Below are 19,384 nucleotides of genomic sequence, written 5' to 3' on the forward strand. Positions count from 1 at the left end.
AATTGCTACTTTTCAAAACCAGATTTGACTGGAAATTTTTGTTGTAAAAGCAAAGGCAACTGTCGTTGAACTGTCAATAATTGTGAAGTAGTTAGCGCTACATCATTCAAACAAACTGTTTTGTAACGTTGATTATTAATCATTTTTTTAATCAAGGTTAGATCATTGAGTGTTACATACTTACCAAAATGATAACTACGTGGCAGAAACTGACCGGTACATAACTGCCAATAGCGAACCAACCAAATAGTGATATCTTGATTTGAACGAAATTTATGCTGACTAGTTTGTACAAATTGCGCGGTAAATTGGTGGGCTAACTTTTGCAAAACACTTTTTTTCAAAGCTAACGGAATGTGAAAATCCATAAAACCACTAAATTTAGTATATGGCAACAAAAACAAAGTTCTGAGATTATATGAACCATAGCGCCAATTAAAAAATTTGGACCAATATTTGTGGACTACAGATTTTTGAGTGAATTGCGAATTAACTAATTTGATGTTATTTGCCATCATACTTTCAATACCGTCAATTTCAGGACAAATTGGTGATAAAGCAGCCGTATCTCGGGGTAAGCCCTGAAGAAAAAAATCTTCTGGCATCACCGGCTGAGTTAGTAAAGTGTCATCATTAAATAAAATAAAATTTTCCGATAATTCAGTTAACCGAAACAAATTTAATTCAATCACATTGGAATTAAAAGTCGGTAAATACTGTTCTGGGATGTATTCACGATGATCCACGACTCTTAATTGCGGGTGCTTAGTTGTTAACCAGATCGGAATTTGTTGATCAGTGATTAAAAAAATCGTGCGCAGCCACGGAGCAAACTGCGCTATCGATCGTAAAACATACTTTAACGTGTCAAAATCACGATAACGAGCAGCTCCATTAATGACTGTATCGGCTTGAGCCTGATAATGTTTTTTCTTGGCCAGCCATTTTGGATCAGCATCATTAACCCAAGTAATGACAGCATCAATATCGGACTTTGGTTGCATTAGTCTTGCAGGCTCCTTTCCAGGATTGAGAATCTTTCATGAACCAGATTAATAAAATAATATTATACTGAAAATAATTTAAACGTGATTCCATTAAGCCCATTAAGCAAAAAATCAAAATTAAGATTAATAATTGCCGATTAGTCTGTTGCGCTAATTTTTTAATCAGACAACTCAAATATCCTAAAAATAATGCTGTGGCAATGATCCCCGTCCGCACAAGCATGGAGTAATAAGAATTATCAATCACATTGCGCGTCAAACTTTGATAACTACCACTGCCAGCCGGAATAAACTGACCCCAGATTTTGAACGGATAGGATTGGGCCACAGAATTCATATAAACTAACCGATTAGATAACAGACTATTCAATTGCCAATAAAGATTACTACTGGAAAATTTCAAAATTACCATGACTGAGATAAGTGCTAAAAACCAAGGAATAATACTTAACAAAATTATTTTTAATTGTCCCAAAAACCGTTGGGGATTTCTGAAATGCATCCACAGATTAGTGATCAATAGTAGTAATAAACCGAACTCGGAAGTACGTGAATTAACTAATAAGAAATCTAGCACTAAGGCCAACAGGGTCACGCCATTAGTTAAAACTGGATGCTTCTTGCCATAAAGATAGTAAAGCTCACCAATTAACACGACTAACATTTGTCCCAGAGTATTGGGGTGATCAAAGCCAAAAGAAGAACGCATCCCCATTCCTTGGCGAGTAACTAACAAACTCGGAATTAGTTTGAGTAAAGAGGCTAAAATAATTAAACTAACTGCAATTAAACGCCACCAAAAATCAACTCGGAAAAATTGCTTTAAATCAATCTGTTGCGCACTAAAGATCAGAATTACTAACGTAATAAAGACAATGGTATGGGATTGCCAAGAGACAACGACCGCTACGAACATTGTTACCACTAATTGGAAAATTTCAGCTAACGAATACGTCCGCCAAATTAAAAAAGGACTAAAAGCCACTAAAGAAATAACAAAAAAAGGAAACTGTAATTGATCATCTAAACCTAAATTACTGGTTAATAAAACCAGATAACTGAAGATATAAATCCCATAAATTAGTAACCAGAGTTGATTTTTGGCTTCTTGATGCATATATTAACCTTCTCTTTCAATCTTTTGAATTTTGCGTTGTCCATTTTAATTTTAGTAGTTATTTCATCAATAAGCACCACTGTTGGCCATTAATAATTCGCTTTAGTCCTAAAACACAATAATTACTGATAAAGAGCGACAAACTGACGTTGAAATTGCTCAACTTGATTTAAAGCATGCCCTTTTTGATAAGCAGCCTGTGCTTTTTGTTGGTAAAGTTGGGCAGAGTCTAACAAAGTAGCAATTTCTCTCACAAAGTCGGGCGTTGTTTGTACTAATGCCCCACAAGTTGCATCAACCAAATCAACTAACCCCCCTACTGGTGTAGCAACTACTGGTTTAGCTAGTAACAGACCTTCTAAAGCGGCCAAACCAAAGCCTTCATAAGCCGAAGGAACCACTAGGATTTTAGCAGCTTGCAAATAACGGTATTGATCCTGCCGAAAGCCAAGCAGGGTGACATTGTCAGTCAATTGTTCTTGCTTAATTAACTGTTGAAGTTGGCTCTCTAGTGGCCCTGTTCCTAAAATCGCTCCCTGAATCTGCGGATAGGTTTTCTTCAACTCAGCGATGATGTGAATAAATTTTTGCGGCTGCTTCTCTGCTACTAAACGGCCAATAAATAAACAATCAAATTGAACATTCAGCGGCGGCAAACGTAGCTGTTTGGTTATTACAGTTTCATTGATTACATTAGCAATCACTTGAAACTTTTTGGCAATTAATGCTTGAAAAAAATACTCCTTTAAAATTGCCGCTGATACACCAATAATTTGATCATAAAACAAACTACTACCTGCATATAAGACTGAACGTAAAGTAATTTTTTTCATGCGGGAATCATTACTGTGAAGCTGCGAAATAATTTGAATTTGATGTTGATGACAATAATGAGCATTCAGCGCCAACAACAGACTAGCCACCACATCATGGCCTTGAACAATATCGGGCTGATATTGGCGAATAACTTGACGAACAGTGCGTGCAGTTAAGCGCGAAACCGTAATGTGTTGGACTCCATATTGAGTCAAGTAATCATCAATTGGTCCGGCTGGTGAGACATAAAAATGCTGATAATTAGGCACTAAAGTGCAAATATTAAGAACCGTACTTTCTAAACCACTAAAAATATTAGTACGCACAAAATGCAAAACTTTTTTCAAGATAAACACCTCAAGAGTTATACAAGCGGCGATAATTAGCTACCATCTGTTCCAAGCTATAATGATTAATTACCCGTTTTTGGGCTTGTTTGGCATAGACTGGAGCTTGTGTCAACAAACAGTTTAAAGCAACCACGGCTTGCGGTAAATCATTCACCAGTAAACCACTTTTTTGATTGTGAATTACTTCCCGATTGCCACTAATATTACTCACCAAACAAGCATTTTGACAATACATGGCTTCTAGTAAAGATAAAGATAGTCCTTCCCATTTTGATAATAAAATAAAGATTTGCGTTTGTTTTAAAATTTGAATAATTTCTTGATGATCTAACCAGCCTAAAACGCGCAAATTGGGTGCGGTCAATTGTTGGCGCATAGGACCATCACCTAACCATAAGAATTGTTGCTGAGGAAATTGCTGTGCTAATTGATTGACTAAAAGGGGATTTTTTTGTTCATCAATCCGCCCCACTGTCACAATCGCTTTGTTATATTTAGCATGTGCTACTTGAATTTGATCAATGGCTGCTAGATCAATACCGTTTTTGACATAGGTAACATTGGTTGTAACTCGTTTGGCCTGTTGGTATTCACTGTAACCCACCGCAATCGTTTGAACTCGGTGACGCCAGCCTAAAATTTTTTCTGCCCACCAATAAAGATTGAAATCGTAATGAGATTGCTTGGGTTTTAGAAAACTATACCCGTGTGGCGTATAAAAAACTTTGGTCACTGACTTAAAAGGCAATAACCGCCCTAAAAAACCAGCTTTAGATGAATTAAGATGCACAATATCGGGATTAATTTGCTTCAACCAAAATTTCAATTCACGATAAGCTAAAAAGTCGGTTTTCAAATTGAGAGCACGCTGAAAATTTTTGATTTCAATCAATTGAACACGTTTATCAAAATAATTGGTCACTTGCGCTGGTGTTTGAGCTCGCCGCCCATAAAGGATAGTAATCTGATAGTCCTGAGCTAAAGCGGAAGTTAATTCCTGTAAAAAGGAAAAAACACCGCCACCAAAGGATTCTACAATGTAAACAATTTGCTTCATAGTTAATAAGCTCCAGTATGTTTAACTACACTGACAATACTTTTAAAAAAGATCTTAACATCAAAATACCAATTGGCATTTTCAACATAATATAATTCCACTTCACAGCGTTTGGGATAGCCAATATTACTACGACCTGAGGCCTGCCAATAACCTAGAGCCCCGGGACGAACAGATAATAAGTTTTGAATGCGCTGAGGAGTCTGATAATTGCGCAATTCTGCCAGCACTAATGGGCGAGGACCAATTAAGCTCATCTCCCCCTTCAAAATATTCCAAAATTGAGGTAACTCATCTAACGACCATTTTCTTAAAAGCGCCCCAATTTTAGTAATGCGCGGATCTTGATCCACTGGTAATTTGTAATCATTGGCAACATACATTTGGTATAAGTGCGGATCTTTTTCTAAAACTTTTTCGGCGTTCACCACCATCGTGCGAAACTTATAAATTTTAAAAGGACAACCATTTTTCCCAATGCGTTCTTGTTGATAAAACAAAGGGCCAGCATTATTAGACACTAAATAAAGTGTTTTTAACAAACAGCCCATGATTACTACCAATAATAGTCCAATCGCCGCTATCACAATATCAAAAAGTCGTTTATTAATTAGATAAACGCGTTGAACAAATTTAATGTTTCTAACCCCTACTTGAAAAGGCAGTTCATGTAACACTTGTTCAGAAACTTGATTAACTTTAATTTGTCGACAATCTGCGATAACAATCCCTCCTTGAGACTTAAAAAAATTAACAAAAAAATAAAGTACAATTCCAAGTTAGAATGAGAAAATTTCCCCCTGCTATCCCACCTCATCATCGTGCTCTAGATTATTAAAACTAGGTTTTAATAAGTAAATCTTAATAATGGTTATAAACAACGCCCAAAATCGGGCTTTGCCCTAAATTTAACGTCGTTTGTGCCTGTATCACAGCTTGCTTTTTTGTTACTCCCGGTTGGACAACTAACAAGGTACCAGTGAGCTGCTGTGCTAAAAGAGCCGTTGCTGCCGTTTTAAGCAGAGCTGCAGTATCAAAAATCACTAAATCGAATTGTGCTTCTAATTGTTCAACCACGGACTGAACTTTTTTCGGATTTAATAACCCAGCTAAAGATTCTTGCACGCCTCGCGGCATAAAACTAAGATTTTCAATCTTCGTAGGCTTGAACACCGTGGCTAAAGCTTGTGATTTAGTTAGTAAGTCACTAAGACCCAAAGAATTAGTAGCTTGAAATGTAACAGTCAGTGCTGGTTGTTGCCAATTAGCATCCACTAATAAAACCTTTTGCCCTGTCTGGGCAAACATAATCGCTAAATTAGCTGCTACAGTGGATTTACCTTCATGTCCCCGTGGGGAAGTTACCATCAGCGAATGTAGCTTTTTATCAAGATTCAACAATTGCAAATTAGCTTGCAATTGCCGTAACTGTTGTGCTGCTAGCGACTGTGGTTGATATAAACTAATTAAACTGATGGGACGAATTTTATTTGCTTTTCGTTTAAAAATCATTCAGCTCCCCCTGATCATGTAAATTATCTTGAACTATTAATGATTGACTATTAATTGAAGTTTTGAATTGTTTAGGTGAAACTTGCTTAATCCGCCCAATAACTGGTAAATCTAATCTTTGTTGAACAAATTGTTCATCGCGAACTGTTTTATCAGTCAACTCAATGACAAAGCCTAAGAATAAGCCCACAACTAGTCCCAATAAGGTACTTAGACCAATCACCATTAATGTGAAGTTTTCCCGCGACTGAAATACCGTCTTCGCTGGATAAATAATTGAAAGCTTATTAAGGTTCAAATAACGCTGAACGTTTTTCTTAAATGTTTGTGCGGTCACTTCAGCAATCTGCTTGGCTGTCTTTTTGTTGGAATCTGTCACTTTGAGATTAAAGATTAACGAATTAGGTGTTTGCTGAACTTTAATCGCCTTTTTTAATTGTTGACTATTGCGATCAATGCCCAGCTCTTCTAAACGCTGTGCTGTTTGCTTTAAAACTACATCTCCCGTCACGAATTCCTTATAAGTGTTGATTAATTGCAAATTATCACTAACATCATTATTCAATTTCGAAGTTTGATGTGACACAGAGGCCACGATTTGAATACGTGATTGATACTGGGGTTTAATAAAAAACAAACTTAATAAGATCGCAATCACTAGTCCTAAAACGCCGCAACCAATTAAAACGGGCCATCGTCTTTTGATAACAGTACTAAGTTGCGTTCGTTCAATATTTTGTTCCAAAAAATCACTTCCTACTTTTGTCTTATTGTCAAAAATTATTATTTCATAACAAAAAACAGCAAAATATTTATTATGAATAACATTACTGTTTCAATAATTGACAAATTTTAAATCAAATTCATAATCTAACAATTAACGAACAAATCAAAATCAACTTATTGAATTTAGACTAAAATTTTAATATTTATGAATGATAATGTCAAATTCAAAGCTCAAGCTTTAATTTTTTTATCAATTATCTGTTTAAACAAATTTTTATTTAGCTTATTTCTCTTGTTTATTAAAATAAGTCAATTTAGTTTTAATTATCATGGTCGAAACTGTTGAAGTTACTGTATCAATAAGTCTAATTTAAATAAAAAATGAAAGTTGCAACAATTTCAACTTCCATTTTTTAATTTAGAGATTACTGTTATTAAGAGATCGATAAAATAAGATTAAGGCTTGTATTTTATCGTAAGTTAAACGAACATTAATCCATTATTGCGTTCCAAAAGATAATAAAGAATTTGATGTAACACCAACTGTAACATTTTAGTTTTTCAGCTAAACGTGTTACAATTTATGTAGATCGAAGTTGATGCGGGAACATCAACTTCTCATAAGGCTGCTAAGAGTGGCTTATAAAAATTTTTCTTTTATAGTCCCTGCTAAGCTTTGAAGCTAAGTAGGGACTTTGTACTTAAGATCTTATTTTCGAAGATCTTTGATGATTTTGGCAATAACTTTTGCTGCCTGTGCAACAAAATAAATTGTTTTAAAAATCAAACAAAGATGTCCGAGAATGATCCAGAACAAAGCTTTACTCCTTTCTTCAGAATGTGATTTGTTATAGTTTTTACACCATAAGCCTCACGCTCCCTTCAAAAGAAGCCACTAGCTTAGCTTTTGCCTTATGTACATAGTTAGTATAACATTTTTGAAATACACTTTTTAAGATAATTTTAATTATTAAAAAAAGAAAGTCTTCTTTTTAAGGAAAACTTTCTTTTATTTTGTTTTAAATACTTTAACATCTTTAATTTAATTCAATTTAACATCCATATCTCTAACCCAATCATTATCACCAACTTGATAATAACGATGACCATTAACAGTCAAGATTTGATCGAAGTTCCAAGTGGCTTGGCGAGTTAAATGTTTATCCATGGAACGACTTAAGAAACCAATTTGTGGTTGATAATGATAAATTGGTGCCACTTGTTCTTTCAAGCTTAAGGTTCCGGTTTGCGGCTTAGTAACAATTGCGGTCGTCATGACCGTAACATCAAGGGCACGCACATATTGGTGTGGTGCTACTTGATAATAAACTTGTCCGTCAGCTAATGTTTCTTGGGCATTGACTAACCACTGTGTGCCTGTTGGCAATTGTTGCTTCAGTGCAGCACCTTGATCACTATACACGGTGATGAAGTCTTGACCAGCAGTCGGTTGCACGGTAATTACCCCATCAATGATTTGGCGTTTACCAATCTTGGTGTAATTGACATCATCAGCTTTAACATACTCATTAGCCCCTACGCGATAATACATCGTGCCATCATTTTGCGTGTAGATATAGTCAACTTTCCAATCGGTATTGGCGGCTAAAACTTGTTCTAACTGGTGACCTTGTTGATCATACAAGTGAATGAAACCACCCGTGACATCGGGTTTAACAATCGCAATGCCCGGATTGCGTACCGTATGACTTTGACTCAAGCCACCACCTAAATTATCAGCTAAGTTGACACTTCCCGTGCCCACTAAACTATTAATGCGTTGAATGCAATCATGTTGGGCTTGGTTAACGGCTGCGACACTCGTTGCTTGTTGCACTTGGTCAATGCCCGCACTTTCAGCATGCCGCACCGCAAAGATGCGATCTTGACGTTTATCGGCGTCTAAACTCGAATTGTTTTCTAAGTTCTTGACGGCTTGATCAGCTGCTTGATGAATGGCATTAATGGAAACCGCACTAGCTTGCGCTACTTGAGCTTTAACCACTTCATTGGTAATTTGGTTCTCACCGTCGGCTTCCGCAGCGTGAGCAGCATCAACACCTTGACTTTGATCAATTTGGTCTTTGGCAGCTTGATAAGCCGCATCAACCTTTTGTTGAGTGTCGTCTTTTTGTTCAGGTGTTAAGTCAGTTAAATCGTTCAACTGATCCGTGGTATCTTGATAATGTTGCTCTAAAGTAGTCAAACTATCATCTTTAGCTTTCGTCACTTGAACCACTTGTTGCATGTTTTCAATTCCGGTTTGTTTGTGCGGATCAACTTCTGACAAGTTAGCTTCAGTAATGCTGCCTTGCGCTGCTTGATAAGCGGTCTCCAACAAACCATTCAAACTGCCAATTTGATCTTGGTAATGCGTTAAACCATTAATCTTCACTTGTTCTTCTTGATAGGTTTGCTTTAAGGCTTGCATCGCTTGGTTCTTGTGGTTAATCAAATTCTTAGTGTCATTTAATTGCGTAGTTCCAGTTTGTTGAACCTGATCCACACCACTTTGATCTGTTGCCGCTAAGATTTGATCAATGGCTGCTGTTGCTTGTTGATTAATCTGACTCTGCAAAGCCGTTTGTTGCTCTTCATTCAAAGCTTCGGCAGCATTATAAGCTTGTTGGGCTTGTTTTTGCGTTTGCTTAATCTGTTGCACTGCCTGGGCTTTTTGTTGCGCCAAAGTAACTTGTTGTTTCATTTGCTCAATAGTTTGTTGTTGTTCACCAGCAACGTTGGCAGCGGTCGTTTCCTGTTTAATTTGGCCTAAACCAGTCTCATAAGCGTTTTTAACTTGTTGTTGTAATTGGTTAACTTGGTCACTACTTAAGTTACCACCTTGCGCTAAACTACCTAATTCTTGTTGCTCACGATTTAACTCATCATCCAAGGCATTCCAAGCGGCATTTTGTTGTTGCTTTAAGTCCGTTACTTGCTCAATATTTTCCACACCATCTTTAGCCGCTTGGTTAATATCAGCGGCCGAACTAGCTTGATTGATAACCGCAATCGCCTGTGTTTTTTGCGTTTGCACGTCTTGTTTCAAGTTGTCTTGGTCAGACTTATAATGATTTAAGCCCGCAATCACCTCATTGGCGGCCGTTACTGCTTGATCAACTTTTTGCATGGCTGTATTGATCGTATTAGCTAAGTCTAACGTTGGTTGCAACTTCTGTTTTTCTTGATTGAGCCAGCTTTCAGTAACGTCGGTGGTGTCATTTAAATCATTTAACATCGCTGTTTGTTCGGTTGTAACTTGCTCTAACAAGTTGTTAACTTGATCGGCGGTTAAGTGTCCGCCCTTATCAGTGCCTAAACCTTGAATTTGTTGCTTGGCGGCATTGACTGCTTGATTAATACTTGCTTGTAATTTCTGCTTCTGTTTAGCAGTTGTTACTAACTGATCTAAAGCGTTGTTTTGTTGACTGGCGGCAGTGGTGACATCTTGCGCCGTCTTACTGGAATCTTGTTGCGCCGTTTCAATGGCACTCACACCATTAGTTGCTGCTTGGTCAGCTTGGTGTTGTAATTGATCAATTTGATCTGAGTCTAACTTGTTGTCGCCTTGACCTAAGTCGTTAATCTTTTGCTTATTAGTAGCTAATTGCTGCGCTAAAGCCACAATTGCTTGAATGGCGGCAGTCCCTTTATTAAAGGCCGTAGTTTCGGTGTTACTATCTTGCATACCGGTTAAAGCCGTGTTAGCAGCGGTATTGACTTGATTTAAGAAAGCAGTTTGTTGCTCAGCACTAATATTCGCTAAACCAGTTAAATCGTTGTTGGCTTGCCCTAAAGTCGTAGCTAAACTCGTTAAGTCCGTAATAACTTGCGTCTTGACTTGAGTAGCCTCAACGCTCGTTGCTGCTTTGATTTTAGTAGTTAAATCAGTTTGAGCTTGATCTAATTGCTCTTTAAATTGCGTCTTTTGCGCAGCCGTCAAACCAGCTGTGGTTTCAAGCTGATTCTTAGCGGTGGTAATTTGTGTCTGCAAGGCTGTTAAGGCCTCATTTTGAGCCTGCGGTAACTTCAATAACTTATTAATAGCTGTGGCACCGTCACTCGCTACTTTATTAAGATTAGTCGTTGCATCAGCTTTAGTAATTTGTTCAACAATCTTAGCTTGTTGCTCACTAACTTGTTGCTTCAAGCCAGCTTGTTGGTCAGTCAATTGATCCAATTGACCAATAGCAGTATTAGCGGCAGTAACAGCTGCGTTAACCACACCCATAGCCGTATTCATATTATCAGCTAAATCCGTTACCGGCTTAAAGTTCTTCGTTTCTTGATCAGTTAACCAACCTTCTGGCAAATCAGTGGCGTTTTGTAAGTTAGTTTCAATCGTTGTCTTCGCTGCATCTAACTGAGCTAATAACTTGCCAACTTGTTGAGCTTCATCAGTTGGCGTCGTACCACCCGTTAAGTTATGACCAGTTGTACCTAACTCTTTAATGTGATTGACTGCAGTATTGTAGTCACTTTGTAACTGTTGCATAATTGTGGCTTTTTGGGTGATTGTTTCTTTAATCTTATTTAAAGCAGTAACCCCTGCTTGCCCTTTAGTTTGAGCAGTAGTTGAATCTTTAGTACCCAAAACATCATTGACAGCCTGATTATAAGTGTTTGTAATTTCATCAGTGAAACTTGTCTTTTGATCATGGCTTAACTCGGTCGCATTACTTAAAGCTGTTTCCACATCTTGTTTAGCAGTGGCTAACGCCCCTAATTGCGTGTTTTGTTCTTTTAAGGTTGCCAACAAGTCGCGGACATTAGATTGCGCTAAGGAACTAACAGATTCTATCGTGCCTTTGTCTGCAGCTTTAATCCTATCAACTTCAGTATCGTATTGGTCTTTCAACTTCTTCAAAGCCGCAGTTAAGTTATCACCAAAGTTATTACCCGCAGCACCATTTAAGTCATTCACACCATTGTTATAAATGGTTTCCAGATCATCCCAAGCCGTTGCTTGGTCTTGTACTAACGCAATTACACCCTCAATGTTTGTCTTTTCAGCAGTAGTTTGCGCCGACATGTTGGCAGTAGTTGCATCTCTTAAATCAGCTTGGGCGGTTTGATAAGCTTGCTCTAAAGCCATTGTTAATTGATTACCAGCAACTAACTCATCATGATGGTGTAAATTACTCAAAGCATCCTTGGCGGTTTGATAAGCGGCTTCTACTGTTTGCATAGCCGTATTCATAGCCTGAGCTTTAGTCACAACATCAGTTAAGGAACTTGGTTCTTGGGTACTATCAAAGCCTGGTTTAGCAGCATCTGTTTTAACTTGTTCATAAGCACTAGCTAAATCAGCTAATAACTTACCAACTTGCGTACTGGTATCAGTTGAATCAGCAGCACCAGTTAAATAACTGTCTTCATTATGACTACTTGCAGCTAACTTATTAATATTATCCTTAGCAGTATTATACCAACCAGCTACTGTACTTAAATTACCGGATAAGTTTTTCGCCGCTGTAACAATCGCATCAATTGCATCTTTACCATCACTTAAAGCTGTATTAGCCGCAGTAACACTATCAGCATTCTCAATATTCTGATTTGCTGTCGTTTGGGCGCCATCAGTGGTATTGGTAATTTGATCTTGATACTTTTGAATGTCAGCTGGTTGTAAGGTTTCATTCAACTTACCGATTGTGTCAATTGCAGCTTGCGCATAGCTATCTAATTGGCTTTGATTATCAGCTTTATGTTCCGCCAATTGCGCTTGATCAACCACTTGTTGTAACGCCGTTTCACCGGTGGTTTCCGCACCATCAGTACCATTGGTAATAGCTGTCACTGCATTGTTATAAGCTGTCTTAACTTGGCCTTGATATGAACCCTGTTGCTCTGTACTTAAATGACTTAGTTTATCAGCAGTTGTCGCTGCTTGAGCTGTTTGGTAAGCAGTTTGTAACTTACCCATGGCTGTATTCATGGCTGTTGCTTTAGCAGTTACATCCGTTAGCTTCTGTTTTTCCGTTTCTAAGTTAAAATCGGCACTAGGATTTTCTAGATCATTCAAAACTCCATTATAAGCTGTCTCTAAATCAGCTAATAACTTACCAACTTGCGTACTGGTATCAGTTGAATCAACAGCACCAGTTAAATAACCACCTTGATTATTACTTGCAGCTAACTGATTAATATTATCCTTAGCAGTATTATACCAACCAGCTACTGTACTTAAATTACCGGATAAACCTTGTGCGGCAGTAACAATCGCAGCAATTGCTTTTTCTCCAGCTGTTAAAGCACCATCAGCAGTTTCAATACTACCAGCATTCTCAATATTATGATTTGCTGTCGTTTGGACACCATTAGTTGGATTAGTGATTTGTCCCTTATAATCAGTAATCTGGTCTTGAGAAAGTGAAGTCTGCTGTTCTAAAGTTGTTAAAGCAACTTGCGCATAATCAGCTAATTGCGCTTGATCAACAACTTTTTGTAAAGCTAACTCACCATCAGTCTCAGCATTATCTTGGCGCTTCGAAACGTTTTGCGCCGCTTGATAATAAGCTGTTTGTAATGAAGTTAAATAATCTTGTTGATTAGTAATATTAGTCAAACCATTAATGGTCTGTTGCACATCATTATTCTTCGCCGTTAAAGCTTGCATGTCAGCATCAATTGCTTGCGCTAAGTCCACTACATCTGCAATCTTTTGCTTTTCCTTAGCTTGAAAATCAGAATCCAGCGCATTTTCACTATTATTAATATCAGCAGTTAATTGTTCTAACGTCGGTAATTGATCCAGCAATTTTTGAATTTGATTAGGTTGATTCGAATCTTGCGGATTATATCCCAATAAATTGTGTAAACCATCAGTTTCTTGACCATTAATTTGGTTCTGCGCCGCAGTTAATAGATTCTGTAATTCAGTTAAGAAACTTGATTTATTATCATCAGCAGTTTGCGCAGTCGTTAAAATTTGATCCAGCTTAGCTTTAGCACCACCATGACCATCTGTTCCTTGATAAGCAGTTGTTACCTCGTCCACATTAGTAGCTGCCGTAATGTTAGCTTGACCATTAGCTTGTGCACCGGTTTGTGGATCAGTAATCTGAGCTTGATACTTCTGTTTTTCCTTAGCACTTAAATGATTCAAATTATTAATTTGATTAAACACATCTGTTGCATGATCTTGAAGTTGACCACTGGCTAAGCCTTGAGCAATTCCTAATAGTTCAGTCTTTTCAATATCAGTTACATCAGTTGTTGTCGTATCAATAGTAATATTATTTAACCCAGTTGTCGCTGGTTTAAAAGCCTGATCAACTTGATCAAGGTAATCTGATTTGTTATCCAAGTGCTGCAAGTCATTAATTGTATTAGTTGCTGCATCATGTTGAGCCTGTAACTCACCCATGGCCGTATTCATGGCATCAGCCAAATCAGTAATCTTAGTAACTTTGGCTTTTTCGTTAGTCTTCCAATCATCTGTTAAACCAGCAACATCAATATTACCTAAATCATTAGTAATGTCTTTTTTAACTTGATCTAATAAATTAAATAGTTTTCCGACTTGTTGCGTCTGATCACTAGTATCACTTTGACCTGTTAAATTGTTTAATTCTTGGATGTGTTGTTTAGCTGCCTCAATCCAGCCAGCCAAACCATTATCAGTATTGTCAGTTAGGAAATCATTGTTAGCATTTGATACTCCCTTGGCCGCAGCCACAATTGCTTCAATCTTACCTTTAGCTCCATCAGTTCCATCAAAAGCTGCTGCTGCTCCTTGCACATCAGTAGCGGCATTAATTGCTGCTTGACCATTAGCTTGTGCACCAGTATCTGTATTAATAATTTCGTCTATATAACCATTAACTTGGTCTTGACTTAAAGCACCACCCTTGTCTGTACTTAAGGCATTCAAGTCTTCCTGAGCCTTATTAACGCAATCTTGCAATTGAGCAGTAGCTAAGCCTTTAGCTAAATCAACCAACCCCTCATCCACAACTTTTTGTCTAGCTTCAGAAGTCGTTTTTTGTCGATAGTCGGTAATAATAGCTTGTACCTTTTGATCAACTTGATCTAAGGCTGTGTTAACTTCATCGGCACTTAAATGTCCATTCTCATTGTTATCTGAACCTAAATCAGTAATAGCTTGATTGGTCTCACTTAACTTTTGCGCTAAATTAACTAGTGCTGTTAAGTCGTTTTCACCATTTTGTTCAGCGGTATCAACATCAGTACTATTCTGCGCGGCTTTAATTTGTTGCACAGCAGCTTCATAAGCCACATTAGTTAAACATTTACTGCCATCAGTCCCATCTTGATTAAAATAATTAACCTGTGCACTAGTTAAATGCCCATTCTGATCCGCGCCTAAATTATTAATATCATTGACCGCACCATTAATATCAGAACCATTACCATTTAGATGGTCTTTGAGTTGATTAATGGCATCATTTTGTGCTTGTGGTAAAGCCATAACGTCAGCCATAGCATCTAAACCATCTTGCTTAGCAGTGCCAATGTCAGTAATTGAAGTAGCGTTATTAACATTAGACACAGCAGTATTATATTCAGTTCTTAAAGAAGTAATTAAATCGTTCGTATTATCCAGATTAGTGGCCATACCTGTTAAATCTGATTTATCTTGATTAAATTGAGCTCCTAAAGCTGAGAGTGCGCTTTGAGCTTCTTGATATACTGCTAGAGTAGATGTATCCAAGTCATAAACTGGACTATCTTGAAAATCCTTTTCCGCCGTTAAAACTAAATGATCACCAGCTTGTAAGGTACCACTCGGAATAGTAAAACTAAAGTTACCATCAGCATCAGAATGAGTAATGTACAAAGGCCCACGCCAATTATCACCACTCTCAACTAAGTTAGCATTATTCGGAAAATCCAGTAACTGATCATCACGTTTAATTTGAACCCGAATATTGGCATTAGCAGAATCAGTTTTACCATTTACTTTATTATCACTAACTGATATCTGAATGGAATTATCCACAAAACTGACTGTACTATTATCTAAATCTGTACCGAAGTGTTTACCAGAAAAGGCATTTCCTTCAAGTAAAGTTTTAATTGCTTCTTCATCTGCTTTTGAGGATCCTACAATATCACTATTATTTACATCATTTGGATCTAAATTAATCGGTTGAACAATTCCACTAATTAACTTTAATTTTAACTTCTTCAATATATGAGTATTAGATTGACTGTCAATAAACTTAACGTTATTAAAATTAAACTCTCCTGTACCGTGAAGTAATTTAGCTCCAGAGGAATTAGCTGCATCTAATACAAAAGAAACTGGATTATTGATTGTCATTGTTCCCCAATCAGCAATCATAAATGGTGTATTAGTAGAATCAGTAGAAATATTCAGACTTCCTTCATCAATCTTAAAATTATTGTGAAAGTTAATTGCACAAAAGTCAGCTAAGTTACCCATACCTACACAATTAATCCGTAAAGTTCCATCCTTATTAATATTAAAGTTACCACTACCTAAAATTAAGACTGTATTTGGTAAGCTTCCACTAGTTTTAATATTAAGGACGGCATTTTGATTGATATTAATGGTTCCCTGATAACTTAAAGCAGTAATATAATTATCTGCTGTTTTTTGAATATTAATATTCAGTTTTGAACTATCGTCTAATGTCAACGTACTGGTAGCATCAATATCAAAGATATGCGTATTAGTTGTGTCAGTATTAGCATTAATCGTCACATTAGCATTTGCATTTAATTCAACTGATGAACCACGAACCCAAAAGGCCATTTGATCTGTTTCAGTTTTTGATAGATTAAAGGTAACTTGCGCACCATCTTCAAAAATCAACTTTGAACCTGTGGTTAAAGCTATAATGATGAGATTTGTAGTCGATTCATTCTGTACCTCATGATCAATTGGTGAGGTATAAGATGAAACTCCATAAATTTGTGAAGTACCCAAAAGATGATACGTGTGATTTTTGGAATCGGTCGATTCAGTAAATAAGCTAATACCATAAGCAATAACATTATTGATATATACATCCGCACCATCGTTGTTAATGTTGATAATATATGCTGTAGAATAGATAATTAAATTGTTTATTCTCAGGATACCTGGTGCAGACAGACCAGAATCATTGCCATGACACCGTAATTCCAAAATATGTGGTGCTTCAGGAGAGTCACTTTCAATTGTCAAATCTGAACTAGTAGCGACTAATTTACCAGTTAAATTTACAATCATATCCTTGGCAATGATAATTTTCTTGGTACTAGAAGCTTTGTAAGCCGCGATAAATTCTTCTGCTTTCGTAACCGTTACTACCCCTTCACCATCAAGATTGGCAATACCCGGCTTGGTCGTTTCATCATCATTATGTACTACATCTGAATTATTATCAGTATCAGTACTATTAGGTTGTTCTAATTGATCAGTATTATGATTCGTTAAATCTGGCTGGGTTGTGGCACTATTGTTAGGATTATGATTATTATTAATAGTATTATTGCTATCGCTTACATTAGAATCATTTATTGAATTGATCGTACTATTTTCGTCAGTACCATCCTCTACTCGCTGTTGATTATTATTTGTGCTATTTACGCTGCTATCTGCAGTATTGTCGATTGTCGATTGTCGATTGTCGATTGTCGATTGTCGATTGTCGATTGTCGATTGTTACTGCCATTTATTTCACTGGGATCGGTTGTCTGAATTTCTTCTCCTGGTGCGGCTTGATCAACCTTGCCTTGATCATTAACTTCATCCGCTTTAGTGGTCGTTTTATTAGCCGTTAACCACAATGTCGATGAGAATAAGGTCACACCCATGGTTGCTAACAATCTTTTACTTCGATGCATTTTTATCCGCTCCTTTAATCGTCTAAAACATTTACGTTTTTTGGAAATGATTTTGATTATGTTCAGCTTGAATTCGATACCTTTTTTATCAAATAATAAGCAATTAATAATCTTGGTCTCTCATATATTTCATATTATAATTGGTTAATTAGTGATAAATCAAACACTATTTGGCAAAAAACTCTCGAAAAAGCCCATTGTGATTTATACATCACAAAAAATGACCGTTTCATTTTTTCACATACTTGTAATAAAGCTTATTTTCATCACATTTATCCTTGTGAACGATTTTTTCAAAAAAAGCAAAAATCTAAATGTTAAGTTTTTCTTAAGATTCTTAAGTTTTTATTAAGTTCCAACACTAGTGTTGGATTAATGACCATTTTTTAAGTCCATCAAAAAAGACTAACTGCGTTTTAAATCTGTCAGTTAGTCTTAAATTTTATTTTTATATCATGATGTATTACTGGTTAATTTCCAACCAGCAATTTGGTTCTCAACTTCTTTTTAGGATCTATAAACTTTATTTTTCACCTACAGTTAATCGCAATTAAATGGCTAATTAAACTTGATTAATCATTATTTTTATCTTCAGCAAACTCTTTGGGTGAATAAAAGCGGCGATTATCTAAACCAAAGACCCGTTCACTAAATTGTCCCGGTTGAACTTTTTGTTCGGCTTTCGTAATCATGTTAATCGTCGCATCTAATTCATCCAAATCATGTAAAATTTCTGCTTCTAACAATTGTGGCCGCTTAGCGGAACCATACTCTAATAAACCATGATGAGCAATAATCATGTGCCGTAATAAAATCACATCTTCAGCTTGTGCATCTAACTTTAATTGCTGACAAGCTTCCACAATTTCAGCATCCATAATCACTAAATGACCTAACAAATTACCTTCTAAAGTATATTGAATATTAACAGCACCACTCAATTCTCGAGTTTTACCTAAATCATGTAAAATCGTTCCAGAAATTAATAAAGAACGGTTAACTTGCGGGTATTGTTGACAAACATGATTGGCTAGTCTAGCAATACTAATTGTATGAAAAGCCAAACCTCCAGCATAATCATGGTGATTAGACTTAGCTGCGGGAAATTCAAAAAAACTCTCTTGATGTTGATTAATCAAATAACGCACAATACGATTCCAATGCGGTTGTGTAATTTGTAAAATTAATTCATTAATTTGATCTTGTAATTGCTCTTTATTTAAAGGTGCATGTTGTGTAAATTCTGCCACCGAATATTGATTGGGTGCAGCTAATTTCAAGCTTTCAATTTTAACTTGTAATGAATTACGATAAGTGTCACACTGCCCCGTCAATATAGCAATACTGCCGGCTACAAAGCTGTGAGCATCTTCATCACTAGCTTGCCAATATTTCCCCGGTAATTTTCCAGAAGCATCCGCAAAAACTAAATCTAAAAACTGTTTGCCATTTTTAGCTGTCCGCACTTGCATTTGTTCAATTAAAACCGGTAATTCAAACTTATCACCACTGTGTAAATTACTTAAGTTTTTTGTCAAAATTATCACTTCCTGAATTTAATTTAAACCATTCGTGAAATTTAAAAAAAGTGAGACTATTTTGATCTCACTTTTTAATTATTAGCTATTATAAACATCTGCAATTGGTTTAGAAATAATTTTAGTCAACTCTTCCATCATGGCATTAATTTTCCGCTCTTGATCCATTAATTTTTGAACCGAATCAAACTTAGCTAATTGACCAGATAATGTCTGTAATTCCTGCAATTCATCGTCCGTAATTTCTTGATTATTCATTTGTTTTTGCTGTAATTTTTCTTGCATTTCTTGCATTTGTTGAAACATTTGGTAAGCCATCGGATCAGCCTTCATTTGATTAAAAACTGCTTGCAATCCCATAACTTCTTCAGATTGACGTAAATCTTTCTCTAATTGATTGGCGGTATCATAAATATTAACCATTATTTAATATCTCCTTA

The 19,384-nt window shown here is 36.5% G+C and carries 11 protein-coding genes; all 11 read right to left on the reverse strand.

Going from position 1 to position 19,384, the window contains the following annotated elements; translation table 11 throughout:
- Positions 1-5: 5 nt before the first annotated feature.
- Positions 6-1,004: a stealth conserved region 3 domain-containing protein gene (locus AC3B7A_RS01970; RefSeq protein ID WP_489756078.1), complete on the reverse strand. Its 999-nt coding sequence runs from the start codon at positions 1,002-1,004 to the stop codon at positions 6-8.
- Complete coding sequence (locus tag AC3B7A_RS01975; protein WP_489756079.1) at positions 982-2,124, reverse strand: hypothetical protein; 1,143 nt, start codon at positions 2,122-2,124, stop codon at positions 982-984. Before AC3B7A_RS01975 ends, AC3B7A_RS01970 begins: the two co-directional genes overlap by 23 nt.
- A gap of 122 nt (positions 2,125-2,246) precedes the next feature.
- Positions 2,247-3,287, reverse strand: coding sequence for a glycosyltransferase (locus tag AC3B7A_RS01980; RefSeq protein WP_489756080.1), 1,041 nt, complete (start codon positions 3,285-3,287; stop codon positions 2,247-2,249).
- Positions 3,288-3,297: 10 nt separating this feature from the next.
- The gene (locus tag AC3B7A_RS01985; RefSeq protein WP_489756081.1) at positions 3,298-4,347 is read right to left on the reverse strand and encodes a glycosyltransferase; all 1,050 of its coding nucleotides are present in this window, start codon (positions 4,345-4,347) and stop codon (positions 3,298-3,300) included.
- Positions 4,348-4,349: 2 nt separating this feature from the next.
- Complete coding sequence (locus AC3B7A_RS01990; RefSeq protein ID WP_489756082.1) at positions 4,350-5,024, reverse strand: sugar transferase; 675 nt, start codon at positions 5,022-5,024, stop codon at positions 4,350-4,352.
- 184 nt (positions 5,025-5,208) lie between these two features.
- Complete coding sequence (locus AC3B7A_RS01995) at positions 5,209-5,859, reverse strand: CpsD/CapB family tyrosine-protein kinase (RefSeq protein ID WP_489756083.1); 651 nt, start codon at positions 5,857-5,859, stop codon at positions 5,209-5,211.
- The gene (locus AC3B7A_RS02000; protein ID WP_489756084.1) at positions 5,849-6,604 is read right to left on the reverse strand and encodes a YveK family protein; all 756 of its coding nucleotides are present in this window, start codon (positions 6,602-6,604) and stop codon (positions 5,849-5,851) included. Before AC3B7A_RS02000 ends, AC3B7A_RS01995 begins: the two co-directional genes overlap by 11 nt.
- 1,023 nt (positions 6,605-7,627) lie before the next feature.
- A complete protein-coding gene (locus AC3B7A_RS02005) occupies positions 7,628-16,789 on the reverse strand; it encodes an SLAP domain-containing protein (protein ID WP_489756085.1) in 9,162 nt (3,053 codons plus the stop codon).
- 356 nt (positions 16,790-17,145) lie between these two features.
- Complete coding sequence (locus tag AC3B7A_RS02010) at positions 17,146-17,406, reverse strand: hypothetical protein (protein ID WP_489756086.1); 261 nt, start codon at positions 17,404-17,406, stop codon at positions 17,146-17,148.
- A gap of 572 nt (positions 17,407-17,978) precedes the next feature.
- Positions 17,979-18,944: a 3'-5' exoribonuclease YhaM family protein gene (locus AC3B7A_RS02015; RefSeq protein ID WP_489756087.1), complete on the reverse strand. Its 966-nt coding sequence runs from the start codon at positions 18,942-18,944 to the stop codon at positions 17,979-17,981.
- A gap of 81 nt (positions 18,945-19,025) precedes the next feature.
- Entirely contained in the window at positions 19,026-19,367 is a 342-nt protein-coding gene (locus AC3B7A_RS02020) for a YlbF family regulator (RefSeq protein WP_489756088.1), read from the reverse strand.
- Positions 19,368-19,384: the final 17 nt, after the last annotated feature.

The sequence above is a fragment of the Bombilactobacillus sp. ESL1202 genome, from assembly GCF_058107125.1.

Bases quoted from the DNA above. Each gene is read 5' to 3' on its own strand.
- AC3B7A_RS02020 (WP_489756088.1), bottom strand. From the start codon at position 19,367: ATGGTTAATATTTATGATACCGCCAATCAATTAGAGAAAGATTTACGT.
- AC3B7A_RS01975 (WP_489756079.1), bottom strand. From the start codon at position 2,124: ATGCATCAAGAAGCCAAAAATCAACTCTGGTTACTAATTTATGGGATT.
- AC3B7A_RS01985 (WP_489756081.1), bottom strand. From the start codon at position 4,347: ATGAAGCAAATTGTTTACATTGTAGAATCCTTTGGTGGCGGTGTTTTT.
- AC3B7A_RS01995 (WP_489756083.1), bottom strand. From the start codon at position 5,859: ATGATTTTTAAACGAAAAGCAAATAAAATTCGTCCCATCAGTTTAATT.
- AC3B7A_RS01970 (WP_489756078.1), bottom strand. From the start codon at position 1,004: ATGCAACCAAAGTCCGATATTGATGCTGTCATTACTTGGGTTAATGAT.
- AC3B7A_RS02010 (WP_489756086.1), bottom strand. From the start codon at position 17,406: ATGCATCGAAGTAAAAGATTGTTAGCAACCATGGGTGTGACCTTATTC.
- AC3B7A_RS02005 (WP_489756085.1), bottom strand. From the start codon at position 16,789: ATGATTGTAAATTTAACTGGTAAATTAGTCGCTACTAGTTCAGATTTG.